Source organism: Chryseobacterium amylolyticum (genome assembly GCF_051011775.1).
Lineage (GTDB): Bacteria > Bacteroidota > Bacteroidia > Flavobacteriales > Weeksellaceae > Chryseobacterium.
In genome coordinates this window covers 287,493-299,382 of record NZ_JBPCHX010000007.1, presented here as the reverse complement: position 1 = coordinate 299,382, position 11,890 = coordinate 287,493, and the positions used below count along the sequence as shown (strand labels likewise).

General features: G+C 38.5%; 10 protein-coding genes. 2 read left to right on the top strand and 8 right to left on the bottom strand.

Translation table 11 applies throughout. From position 1 onward, the window contains the following. The 3 genes from ACR1PO_RS19890 to ACR1PO_RS19880 all read right to left on the bottom strand — a co-directional run. On the bottom strand, window positions 1-1,200 hold a 1,200-nt coding region (locus tag ACR1PO_RS19890; RefSeq protein WP_433987927.1), incomplete at its 3' end, for an L-type lectin family protein. A 235-nt stretch (window positions 1,201-1,435) separates the two neighbouring features. Then, complete coding sequence (locus tag ACR1PO_RS19885; protein ID WP_433987926.1) at window positions 1,436-2,197, bottom strand: NAD-binding protein; 762 nt, start codon at window positions 2,195-2,197, stop codon at window positions 1,436-1,438. Window positions 2,198-2,245: 48 nt separating this feature from the next. Next, window positions 2,246-2,806 carry a DNA-3-methyladenine glycosylase I gene (locus tag ACR1PO_RS19880; RefSeq protein ID WP_433987925.1) on the bottom strand — a complete coding sequence of 187 codons (561 nt, stop codon included), beginning with the start codon at window positions 2,804-2,806 and terminating at the stop codon, window positions 2,246-2,248. A gap of 139 nt (window positions 2,807-2,945) precedes the next feature. On the opposite strand from ACR1PO_RS19880, the gene ACR1PO_RS19875 reads away from it, so the two are divergent. Continuing rightward, complete coding sequence (locus ACR1PO_RS19875; protein WP_131433467.1) at window positions 2,946-3,245, top strand: hypothetical protein; 300 nt, start codon at window positions 2,946-2,948, stop codon at window positions 3,243-3,245. Between the two features lie 120 nt (window positions 3,246-3,365). After that, the gene (locus ACR1PO_RS19870; RefSeq protein WP_002979980.1) at window positions 3,366-4,178 is read left to right on the top strand and encodes an enoyl-ACP reductase FabI; all 813 of its coding nucleotides are present in this window, start codon (window positions 3,366-3,368) and stop codon (window positions 4,176-4,178) included. A 147-nt stretch (window positions 4,179-4,325) separates the two neighbouring features. Here the strand turns inward: ACR1PO_RS19870 and ACR1PO_RS19865 are convergent, their stop codons facing one another. The 5 genes from ACR1PO_RS19865 to ACR1PO_RS19845 form a co-directional block, all read right to left on the bottom strand. Further along, window positions 4,326-5,765: a glycoside hydrolase family 30 protein gene (locus tag ACR1PO_RS19865; protein WP_278353471.1), complete on the bottom strand. Its 1,440-nt coding sequence runs from the start codon at window positions 5,763-5,765 to the stop codon at window positions 4,326-4,328. A gap of 36 nt (window positions 5,766-5,801) precedes the next feature. Then, window positions 5,802-6,611 carry a glycoside hydrolase family 16 protein gene (locus ACR1PO_RS19860; RefSeq protein ID WP_433987924.1) on the bottom strand — a complete coding sequence of 270 codons (810 nt, stop codon included), beginning with the start codon at window positions 6,609-6,611 and terminating at the stop codon, window positions 5,802-5,804. Window positions 6,612-6,691: 80 nt separating this feature from the next. Next, complete coding sequence (locus ACR1PO_RS19855; RefSeq protein ID WP_433987923.1) at window positions 6,692-8,914, bottom strand: glycoside hydrolase family 3 N-terminal domain-containing protein; 2,223 nt, start codon at window positions 8,912-8,914, stop codon at window positions 6,692-6,694. Window positions 8,915-8,923: 9 nt separating this feature from the next. Beyond that, window positions 8,924-10,348 (bottom strand): glycoside hydrolase family 30 protein, encoded by a 1,425-nt coding sequence (locus tag ACR1PO_RS19850; protein ID WP_433987922.1) that lies wholly within the window; start codon window positions 10,346-10,348, stop codon window positions 8,924-8,926. Between the two features lie 3 nt (window positions 10,349-10,351). Beyond that, complete coding sequence (locus ACR1PO_RS19845) at window positions 10,352-11,881, bottom strand: RagB/SusD family nutrient uptake outer membrane protein (protein WP_433987921.1); 1,530 nt, start codon at window positions 11,879-11,881, stop codon at window positions 10,352-10,354. Window positions 11,882-11,890 lie beyond the last annotated feature (9 nt).

Genomic DNA, 11,890 nt, shown 5'->3' with positions numbered 1-11,890 from the left:
AATTGATGCAGGTGCGCTCGTGCAGGTGCCACTCGTATTGGTTAATGTATAGGTTCCTGGAGTTGTTACGGTAATAGATTGAGTCGTTGCTCCCGTAGACCAGGTATTGCCTGCTGCCTGATTGGAGGTCAGGGTAACGCTTCCGCCAAAGCAGATTGTGGGTGATGAGCTTGTAATTGTAGGTGACCCTGCTTGAGTAATGTTGAGCAGTATTTTCGAATCTCCATTATCACACAATAATGATGAAGAATCTTTGATAACAACTAAAATTGTTGTATCTGTATTAAATTGGAAATTAGTAGGGTTCGCAACAGGTATTGTATTTCCCTGAACATAATAAGTAAAAGTATAATTGTTTGGGTTGGAAACGAACTGAGAATTATAAGAAGTTAAATCTACAGTTCCATTTCCCGGACAAAAAGATTGAGATACAGTATTTTGTAAAACTGGAACTTTATCAGTGTATATTTTCACATTTTTAATAGAGTGTCTTGCACTTGCAACGCCTGTAGAAGCTGAGAAGCCCAAACATCCCTGAGGCATATTTACGGCTCCCCCTGAAGGAGCAAATGACTGATTGACAATTTGTATATTGTCGATTTTTATTTTAATAATCCAATTATTAAGATTTGCAGGATCTATTTCACCATTTATTTCCACATGTTTATAATTTGGCCCTACAAAAGGTTGAGCAGTAAGATCAGGAGAATGAAATGTACTTCCTGGAGTATTGTTAAACTCTATATTACTGCTATTGGTCCCATACAAAAGATGAACTTTACTCATCTCTGTATGGTTAGAGTTATTATAAATATCAAATGCTACCATTAATCCTGCTGCATTATTAGGAATTCCAAGCTCATCCCCTGCTCCATAGCTAAACGGAGCATTTGATAAATACCAAAAAGCAATTCCATTTCCATGGGCATATGAACCATTCCCATCAATTCTAAAGTCAAATTCTACTTTCCATTTATTACAATGTTTTAAATTTATTGGAGCATGTAATCTTATACCACCAACCTGGCTGGTTTGGTCTGATGTTAATTGCACAAAATCCCCATTCACAATAGCAGAAGGAACAAAATCCCATCCCGCGGTATTTACTGGATTTCCACTAAGTTGATATGTTTGGGATACAAGTTTTCCAGATATACAAAATAGAAATATGGAAAAATAGGAGAGTAATTTGTTTTTCATTCGCATGTGTATTGATAATACAAAAATAGTTATTTTTATCATTTAACATGCTGAAAACAAGACAATTAAGCATAAATCTCAATAGTATATATATTATACTATCATATTTTAAATTTCAAGAAATTTTTCTTCACTTCCATATCCTCCTTAAAAAAATATTTAACTGTTTAGGAACAGTCCATTTTAATCTTAGCCAATTTGCGAGGCTCGTTAATCTGGCAGTAATATAGTTCAATTATAAATGAAACTTTCTCGGATCAGGATGAAGAAACACATAATCCAGTTCTGAAACCAGTTTTGATGATATTATTTTCTTTCCTTTCACCTCAAATTCTTCTTCGTCCGGAATATCTTTCTGTGCATTGATCACCTGGCTTTTGGCCGGATGAATGGGAGCCGTTACATTATATAATTTAGCTTCAGCTTTCTGTTCCATCATTTCTGAAATAATCCCGCTGATATCAGCATAATGAATATGATTCACGGCATGATCAAGATTGCCGACATTATAATTTTTTAAAAGTCTGTTGTCTCCCATCAGACCGCCAAGTCTCAGAATATTCAGCTGAGGATATTTACTTCTAAGCATTCTTTCGCCCGATACTTTTTCAAAAGGAACATCTTCTTCTGTGAATTCTTTAGCAATATCAGGATAAACCCCTGTGGAACTCATCAGAAACATCTGTCCTTTAAAATCTCCGATAAAAGCTGATAAATTCTGAATTCTGTTATACAAAGAACTTACACAGCAGCTTTTTTCAGAAACAGGAATGGTAATGATCAAAACATCCATATCTTTAATTTCTTCCCACCGGGAAACAGGTTCAGACAACTGATAATCCGGAAAAGATGCCACTACTGCATGGATGCCTTTAGAATGCAGTATGCGGAGTTTATCCTCTGTAGTTGTCGTAACGGATAGTTTGTGTTTTCCCGATAACACGGATGCTATTCTTTCTCCCAGCCAGCCATAGCCTATAATTCCTATTTCCTTCATATTTCAACAGAGGTTTTCATTTTTTAATCATACAAAAATATCAATAAGTTATGATGTTCTGGTAAAGCAACTTTTTAAATGATCATTGACCATTCCGGTAGCCTGCATATGAGCATAAACTACTGTAGATCCGACAAATTTGAAACCTCTCTTTTTAAGGTCTTTGGAAATACGGTCAGAGATCTCTGTCGTAGCAGGAACATCAGACAGTCTCTCCGGGCTGTTATCAATCGGTTTTCCGTCAATAAAATCCCAGATGTATTGGGAAAAGCTTCCAAATTCTGTCTGAACATCCATAAATCTCTGAGCATTGGTAACTGCAGCCAGAATTTTAAGCCTGTTTCTTATAATTCCGGGATTATTCATTAATTCTTCAATTTTTTTGTCAGAATATGCCGCCACTTTTTTATAATCAAAATGATCAAAAGCTTTTCTGAAATTTTCCCTTTTAGATAAAATAGTATACCAGCTTAAACCGGCCTGAAAGCTTTCAAGAATTAAAAATTCAAATATCGTTTCATCATCATAGACGGGCCTTCCCCACTCTTCATCATGATATTTCCTGTAAAGATCATCTTTTTCGCACCAGCCACAACGTATTTTTTCCATGATTATCAAATTTTACACGTTAAAGTTACTACTGATTTGGGAAAACATAATAAAAGATTATGAAAAATTTAACAGAGAAGCGGTGTTTTAGGAATGGTTATTGTTTAATTATTGTTACAACACTAAAATTTATATTATTATGAACAATTCAGAGTATAACAAAGCGGAAAATGCAGTAAATAATGTAGAAAACTCTTTACAGAATGCAGCGGACAAAACCAAATGGAAAATCAATGAATTGGCAGACAAGGCTAAAGACTATATCAATGAGAAGAGGAATAATGATGAGGAGGCCAGCCAGGAAGACTGGCTAGACAGGGTAAAAGCTAATGTATCCGATGCCTGGGAAGATATTAAGGATAAAGCAGATGAGGCATGGGAAAAAACCAAAGATGCGGCAGAAGATGTAAAGGCAGAATGGAATAAGAAAACCAATTAGTATTTCAGTCATATAAATATTTTCAATAAAATGGAGTCTTAAATTGTTAAGGCTCCATTTTTTATTATGCCATAAGCACAATTATTGTTACATTTGTAGTATAATAAACATTAAAAAATTATGTCATACGGTTTACTTAAAGGCAAAAAGGGAATTATTTTTGGAGCCCTTAATGAACAATCTATCGCATGGAAAGTTGCTGAAAGATGCCATGAGGAAGGTGCTGAATTTATTTTATCTAATGCTCCTATTGCATTAAGAATGGGAGAGCTTAATGGTTTAGCAGAAAAAACAGGTTCTGAAGTAATAGGTGCTGATGCTACTTCTGTAGAAGATCTTGAAAAACTTTTTGATGCCGCTGTTGCAAAATTTGGAAAAATCGACTTTATCCTTCACTCTATCGGGATGTCTATCAACGTTAGAAAAGGAAAACATTATACAGAAATGAATTACGACTGGTTGGAAAAAGGCTGGGATATTTCTGCTGTTTCTTTCCATAAAGTAATGCGTGTAGCATGGGAAAAAGACTGTATGAATGAATGGGGAAGTATTCTGGCGCTTACTTATATCGCAGCTCAGAGAACATTCCCGGATTATAATGATATGTCTGATAACAAAGCATATCTTGAAAGTATCGCAAGAACTTTCGGAAACTACTGGGGAGAAAGAAAAGTACGTGTAAACACGGTTTCCCAGTCTCCTACAATGACTACTGCCGGAAGCGGTGTGAAAGGTTTCGGAGGATTCCTTGGATATGCAGAAGATATGTCTCCTCTGGGAAATGCTACCGCTCTTGAATGTGCAGACTACTGTGTTACCCTTTTCTCTGATCTTACGAAGAAAGTGACCATGCAGAACCTTTTCCATGATGGCGGTTTCAGCAGCTCAGGAGTTACCCAGAAAGTGATCAGTAAATATGATACTGAAAAATAACAGACTGATAAAGTTTCGCTTACAATAAATAAGACCCATGAAGTTTTCATGGGTCTTTTGTTTTTTGTCAGAACATGATGGTATGTAAATAAACCCGGCGGCCTCTTTGAGGCCGCCGGATCTGTCAAAAATAATATTAATATGATACTATAAAATTACGGTCTGTATAGAGTGTGCCGGGGCATTCAGTTTGGCCGCCATACCTTCAATCCATAGGTTTGTTTCGATATCATTGTCTGAATCGTTCATGATAACAGTTACCAGTTGTCCGTTTTCATTCATAAAAGCGGAAGAAGTTAATGCAGCCCTGTTTGATGAAGTTCCGATTCTCTGTGCATTTGGTTTGATATATTTTGAAACATGGCCTATATAATAGTATTCATAGGTATAGAACACCTCGCCTGTTTTGGTATCTGCAATAATCGGGGCAAAGCAGAAGTTTCCTTTATGGTTGGGTCCTCCGGTTTCATCCAGGAGAATATTCCAGTCAGTCCATAGAGCATTTCCTTTGTTGAAGTCATTCAGCATATTTTTACTGTACAGCTCACCCAGGCTTACATCATAGATTTTATCCATACTGAACTGTTCTTTACATCCTTCAGTAAAAGCCAGGAATTTATCAGGAAAAGCTCTGTGCGTTTCTGCCAAATTATCAAAAAGCTGCGTTTTATTATTCCATGTTTCATACCAGTGGTACCCGATACCGCTGGCATATTTTGATGTTTCCGGATCGCTTAATGTTGTGGTAGCTCTTTGATAGATAAGGTCTCTGTTGTGATCCCAGATCATTACTTTTTTATCTTTATATCCGTTTTTCCAAAGGGTTGGGCCAAGGTTTTTTTTCAGGAATTCACCTTCTTCTTCAGCAGTATAGATGCATGATTCCCAGCTTTGGGTGGCCATTGGCTCGTTTTGAACAGTCAGTCCCCAGATATTAATTCCTCTCTTTTCATATTCTTTAATGAATTTGATGTAATAATCTGCCCACGTCTGGTAGTATTGATTCTCCAATCTTCCTCCTTTGTATAAACTTTTATTGGATTTCATCCAGGCTGGCGGGCTCCATGGGGAGAAATAGAAGGTAAAATTATTTCCTATTGCTTTCTGTGCTTCTTTGATCATTGGAATCTTATACTTTTCATCATGGGCAATGTTGAAAGTCTTCAGGGAAGTATCATTGTCTTCTACATAAGTATAGGAATCACTGGAAAAGTCACAGGAATTCATATTGGTACGTACCACAGTATATCCCAATCCGTTTTTCCCAAAATAAGCATCCAGAATTTCCTTCTGCTTGTTCTTTGGCATTTTATAAAAAGTTTCTGCTGATGCGTCTGTAATAGCACCACCAATTCCTATCAGCTTCTGATATTTAAAGTTGGGAGCCACAAAAATACAGGCCTCGGTTTCTTTAGGCTGCCCGAATTGTTCAAATTTAACTGCTCCTTTATCCGCCATCTTCTCATTCGCTTTCGAATTGGTAAGGATTACTTTAGCTGTTTTTCCTGCATTCTTTTTCCAATAATTCTGAGCATTGACATTGATGACAACGCCTACTACAAAACAACTTACAATTAGTTTTCTCATGATTTTTTTATTTTGGACAGTTGCGTCCCCTATTCATTATTTATTTTGATAGACTCTTACATAGTCTATGTAATACTTCTGTGGAAAAACAGCATCATCAATGCCTTCTTTTCCTCCCCAAAACCCTCCTACTGCAAGATTTAAAATGATAAAGTAAGGTCTGTTAAAAGGCCATGCATCATTATTTTTCTCTTTATTTTCATAGGTGAAAAACTTTTGGTCATCGATATAAACATCTATTTTTTCCGGTGTCCAGTCTGCTTTATAGACATGAAACTTTTCGCTTGCATCTTTTACAAACAGCGTATCGGTTTTCTGTGTCCCCTGGATATGGTTGTATTTTTTGGTATGAACAGAAGCATGAATATACCCCTGGTTATAGCCGACATGTTCCATGATATCCAGTTCGCCGTCATCCGGCCATTTTTTCATATTTTCACTCATCATCCATATGGCGGGCCATGTTCCGCGGCCTTTGGGAAGCTTTGCTCTTACTTCTACTGTTCCATATTGGAAGGCAAATTTTCCTTTGGTTAAAAGCCTTGCAGAAGTATATTTATTGTTTTCCCAGTTTTCTTTTCTGGCTTCAATAATAAGACTTCCCTTTTCCATTCTGGCGTTTTCAAGCCTGTTTTTCGTATAAAACTGAGCCTCTTCATTACCAAAACCTCCTCCTCCTACATCGTAATTCCATTTTGATGAATCAGGTAGCCCTTTACCGTTAAACTCATCACTCCATATCAGTGTTCTGCGGGCATCAGGTTTTTGTGAAGCGCAGTTCAAAACAGTAAAGAAAAAAGTTCCTGCTGCGCATATTCTGATGATATTTTTAGCTTTGAGACTCATGCATAAGTAGATTTAAGTTTTGGCTAAAGCCATTTTTTCTGACTTTTGATTAAGCGGGCTAAAGCCCGCTCCTATTGAATTTATTTGGTCCAGTTTATTCTTTTGGTCTGCACATGTTGAGAGTCAGTTCCAATCATAATGTCGAATTCTCCGCCTTCCCAGTCAAAATTCAGCTCATCATCAAAGAATTTCAGATCTTCAGGAGTAAGTTTAAAATCGATCTTTTTGCTTTCTCCTTTTTTGATGAATACTTTCTGGAAACCTTTTAACTCTTTTACCGGTCTTACTACTTTTCCGAAAAGATCCCTGATATAAAGCTGTACTACCTCTTCTCCATCATATTTTCCTGTATTGGAAACCGTAACACTGATGTTCAGTGTCTGATTTCCTGTAAGGTTTGCAGAACTTAAAACCATATCAGAGTATTTGAAATCTGTGTAACTCAACCCGTATCCGAACGGATATTTCGGATCATTATCAAGATCTATGTAGGCTGAAACATAGTTTCTGTCTGTATTATTTTTTGCAGGTCTTCCCGTATTGTAATGATTATAATACACAGGAATCTGACCTTCTGTTCTTGGGAAAGTCATCGGAAGCTTTCCACCAGGATTTACTGTCCCGAACAGAACATCTGCAATAGAGTTTCCGGCTTCGGTTCCCAACCACCATGTGTACATAATTGCAGGAATATTGTCTGATGCCCAGTTGAAAATCAGAGGTCTTCCGGCATTGATCATCAGAATGACCGGTTTTCCGGTTTTGGCAATTTCTTTCAGCAGATCTTCCTGAACACCTGTAAAACCAATACTGCTTCTGCTTTTTGCTTCCCCGCTCATCGCATGGCCTTCCCCTAATGTCATAATCACCACATCTGCTTTTTTCGCCGTTTCTATCGCTTCTGCAAACTGGCTTTTGTCCTGATCATCAACATTACAGCCTTTTGCATAGAGTAAAGTGGAATTTTTATCCAATTGATTTTTAATTCCGTCAAATTGTGAAACAATTCTTTGGTTGTCATCTTTGAAAGCAACAGACCAGAACCCGTGGTTCGCTACCGTTTCTTTCCCGAAAGGACCAATCAGAGCGACAGTTTTTGTATTTTTTGAAAGCGGAAGAATATTTCCCTGGTTTTTAAGCAGTACGATACTTTTGGATCCGAACTCTCTTCCGAATTTTCTGTTCTCCTGATTATCCGTCTGCTCTTTCTGTCTTTTCTCATTACTAAACCGGTAAGGATCATCGAAAAGTCCCATTTCAAATTTCTTGGTTAAGATTCTACCCGCTGCATCATCTACCAGCTTTGGATCTACTTTTCCTTCTTTCACCAGTTTTGGAAGTTCTGCCATATAGACACGGCTTTCCATGTCCATATCACTTCCGCCCTGCACAGCTTTTTCTGCTGCCTGGGCCGCATCTTTTGCATAACCGTGGGGAATCATTTCCCCGATACTTCCCCAGTCTGAAACCACAAAACCTTTATAATTCCATTTTTCTTTTAAAAGGTCTCTCTGAATATATTGATTGGCCGTTGCCGGAATTCCGTTAATATCATTGAAGGAATTCATAAAAGTGGCTACTCCTGCCTCTGCAGCTGCTTTGAATGGAGGAAGGTAAGTTTCGTTCAGCTGTCTGAGGCTCATATCCACAGAATTGTAATCTCTTCCGCCTACAGCGGCTCCGTACGCTGCAAAGTGTTTGGCACAGGCCATCACAGCATCCAGACTTCCTAAGCCTCTGCCCTGGAATCCTTTAATTCTTGCCAGTCCTATTTTTGTTCCAAGATAGGTGTCTTCTCCGGAACCTTCCATTACCCTTCCCCATCTCGGATCTCTGGCGATATCAACCATCGGAGCAAATGTCCAGTGGATACCATAAGCTGCAGCTTCTGTAGCAGCTATTCTTTCAGACTTTTCAATCATTCCCAGGTCCCAGCTTGCTGCCTGCCCTATATTCACCGGAAAGGTTGTCCGGTATCCGTGGATAACGTCCTGTCCGAACAGTAAAGGGATTTTAAGCCTTGACTGCATCGCGAGTTTCTGAAAGGCTCTGGTTTCTTCCGATCCTGCAACATTCAGCATGGAACCTACTTTTCCTTTTTTAATTTCGTCTAAAACAGCAGCCGAATTGGAATGCTGAGGTCCTGTAGCATATTCGAACCCGCTGTATTGAACCATTTGTCCTACTTTTTCCTCCAGGGTCATTTTAGACAGCAGCTCTGCCACCTTCTGATCAATTGTTTTTTGTCCGTAAGCATTCAGTCCGAATGTGGAAAATGCCAGTAAGAAATAAACTCTTTTCATAGTATCCAATTAAAAAATATAGGTTGCTGCAGAACGTCCGGAAATTGTTACAGCAGCGGTTTTCCCGGCAAATTTAATATTAAAATTCTCATCTGCCTGATTATCGTTCTGTACAATTAAAACTATTTTCCCAAATTGAGTCATAAAAGCAGCTGTTGAAAGCTTATCAGTCTGAGTGGTAGCGATGCGCTGAGATCCTGCCGGAACAAATTTTGAAGCGTGGGCAATAATATAATAGGAAACATTTCTGGTGAAGTTTTCACTATCAGAAACGGTTATGGCACCTTTACATTCTGTGCATCCGCCATCTGTATGCGGTTTAAATTCAGGGTCGTTGGCAAGGTTCCATTCTAAAGCGATTTTACTCCAGTTTCTCATGGAGCCTATGATTACATTTTTCGTATGCCAGTTCAGATCTTCGGTAAAAGTTCCTTTTGAACCTGTCCACTGTTCCGTAAAGTATAGATTTTTGTCCGGAAAAGCATTGTGCACCGTACTTAATGCGGAGATATCTCCTTCGTACAGGTGAAAAGCTGACCCGTCTATATATTTGTTTGCCTCAGCATCTTTTAAAATATCAATAGCATATTCTGGTTTGTTGCAGTTGTGGTCGTAAACAACAATTTTGGTGTTGATTCCATTCGTCTTAAAAGCCGGCCCCAGATGATTTCTGATAAAATCTCCCTGCTGCTCAGACGGCATATACATACTTGGATTATTTCCGGGATGTAAAGGCTCATTCTGAGGTGTTACCGCATGAATGATGATGCCTTCTTTTTTCATGCCCTGGATGTATTTTACAAAATATCGGGCATAAGTTTCATAGAATTCAGGCTTCAGGCTTCCACCTTTTGATTTACCGTTGTCTTTCATCCAAACGGGAGGGGACCATGGTGCTGCAATGATTTTAACAGAAGGATTGATCGCTATAATCTCTTTCAGCATAGCAATCAGATTTTTGTCCTTTGCCAGGCTGAATTTTGAAAGCGAAGGATCAGTCTGCCCTTCGGGAAGGTCATCATATGAAAATACTTCGCCATCAAGATCGGAAGCCCCAATACTAAGTCTTAAATAGCTGATGGAAATTGAGTTTTTGTCATTTCCAAAAAGTTCGTAAAGCAGTGCTTTTCTTCTGGAAGGCGACAAGCGGTTGATTACCTCAACGCTTCCTCCTGTTAATGTATATCCGAAGCCATCAACATATTGAAACTTTTGAGTATCATCAATTTCAATATTCTGAAAGCTGTTGGAGCTGTTTACAAATTTAACGGAAGCCTGCTGCTGTAATTTTACACTTTCATCACCTTTGGTAAGCCAGTACTGCACTTCATTTCCTTTATTGGATGCCACTGAGGTACATGATAAAGAAAAAAGGGCCACACCACTAAGCAGTGCGGCACCTCTAAAGAAACTATATAAGTTGTGAAACTTCATGGATTAATAACCAGGATTTTGTTTGATCTTCGTATTAAGAAGTTCATTATAAGGAATCGGTAAAAGCTCATTCTTATTGGGTTTAAATCCTCTCGATGCTAATTTGGAAGGTGCTTCTCCCCATCTTACGAGATCAAACCATCGGTGTCCTTCACCGGCTAGTTCACGTCTACGTTCATCTTTAACAGCTTGCAGTGTTACCGGTACTGAAGGCAGTCCAACTCTGGCTCTTACCGCATCTAATAAAGCCTGGGCTCTCGCACCTGAGCCGTTTAATGCTTCAGCTTCCATTAAGTATGTGTCTGCCAGTCTGATTACGATATAATTCCTGCTGTAATTAAGTTCCGGAGCTCCGGGAAGATTAGAAACCTCATCCCTTCTGGGAAGATATTTATTCAAAAAATAACCGGTGTCATTATGAGCAGGTGAATATTTGATTTCTCCGTTTGCCGTCAGCTGTTTCGCGTTCAGGATAGTGGCATTGACTCTCGGATCATCCTTCAAAAAGTTATAAAGATCTTCTGTTGCAGTGTTAAATGCCCAGCCTGAAACAATATCAGGTGCCGTAGTTTTTAATCTATCATATCCTCTTGGTCCTATCATTATACAGATAGAGTTTCCTTCATCTTTTCCCTGACCCCAGAAGCCCCAATCTGAATTTCCTTTATTGGTATGCATTACTTCCAGAATAGATTCTGTGGTGAACTTATTGTCCGGTCTCCACAGATCATTATAATTGGCAATTAATTTATATCCATACTGGCTGGCTTGTCCCGGTGTTCCGTTTACTTCAGCAAATTGGGCTGCAGCAAGATCTTTCTTATTGTTATACAAATAAATTTTTCCTAAAATAGCTCTGGCTGTTCCCTGGCTTATCCTTCCCACCTCAGCCTTGTTAGTAGGCGCAATAGAGAGTGGAAGATCATTAATGGATGCTAAAATGTCTGATTCAATCTGCTCATATACTTTCTGAGGTTCTGCCTGAGGGATATTATAAAAATCATCGGCAGCTGTAATAGGCTGTAGAATTAGTGGAATATTTCCAAACATTTTCAGCAATTCAAAATAGTAAAGAGCCCTCAGCGTTTTAGCTTCAGCAATAAATCTCTTGCGTGTCTGATCATTCATTTTAGCAGCTGGAATTCTCTGAATAAGGAGATTTGCTCTGGCAATTCCCTGATAGAAATCATTCCAGTAGGTTTTAGGAACAGTGATCTGATCAATAGAATAGTTGGAAAAACTTTGTATTCCGGTACCGTCTGTAGGACTTCCGCCCCCAGAATAGAAATCATCCGAAGCTGCATTAAAAAAAGTTACCGTATTTTCAAACCCACCAGAATATTTTCTTAGCAGATCATACACTGATACAAGCGCACTAAAGGATTGTTCTTCATTCTGGAAGTAGTTATTGGAGTCAAAAGCTCCTTTATTCTGCACATCTTCAATAAACTCATCACCACAAGATACGGAACTGAATCCAATACCTGATGTAAGAGCGATCAATACTATTGCTTTATAGAATCTATTTTTCATGTTGTTTTT

What these genes read in the sequence shown, in the direction of transcription:
- ACR1PO_RS19885 (WP_433987926.1), bottom strand. Translation starts at nt 2,197, where the DNA reads ATGAAGGAAATAGGAATTATAGGCTATGGCTGGCTGGGAGAAAGAATA.
- ACR1PO_RS19880 (WP_433987925.1), bottom strand. Translation starts at nt 2,806, where the DNA reads ATGGAAAAAATACGTTGTGGCTGGTGCGAAAAAGATGATCTTTACAGG.
- ACR1PO_RS19875 (WP_131433467.1), top strand. Translation starts at nt 2,946, where the DNA reads ATGAACAATTCAGAGTATAACAAAGCGGAAAATGCAGTAAATAATGTA.
- ACR1PO_RS19870 (WP_002979980.1), top strand. Translation starts at nt 3,366, where the DNA reads ATGTCATACGGTTTACTTAAAGGCAAAAAGGGAATTATTTTTGGAGCC.
- ACR1PO_RS19865 (WP_278353471.1), bottom strand. Translation starts at nt 5,765, where the DNA reads ATGAGAAAACTAATTGTAAGTTGTTTTGTAGTAGGCGTTGTCATCAAT.
- ACR1PO_RS19860 (WP_433987924.1), bottom strand. Translation starts at nt 6,611, where the DNA reads ATGAGTCTCAAAGCTAAAAATATCATCAGAATATGCGCAGCAGGAACT.
- ACR1PO_RS19855 (WP_433987923.1), bottom strand. Translation starts at nt 8,914, where the DNA reads ATGAAAAGAGTTTATTTCTTACTGGCATTTTCCACATTCGGACTGAAT.
- ACR1PO_RS19850 (WP_433987922.1), bottom strand. Translation starts at nt 10,348, where the DNA reads ATGAAGTTTCACAACTTATATAGTTTCTTTAGAGGTGCCGCACTGCTT.
- ACR1PO_RS19845 (WP_433987921.1), bottom strand. Translation starts at nt 11,881, where the DNA reads ATGAAAAATAGATTCTATAAAGCAATAGTATTGATCGCTCTTACATCA.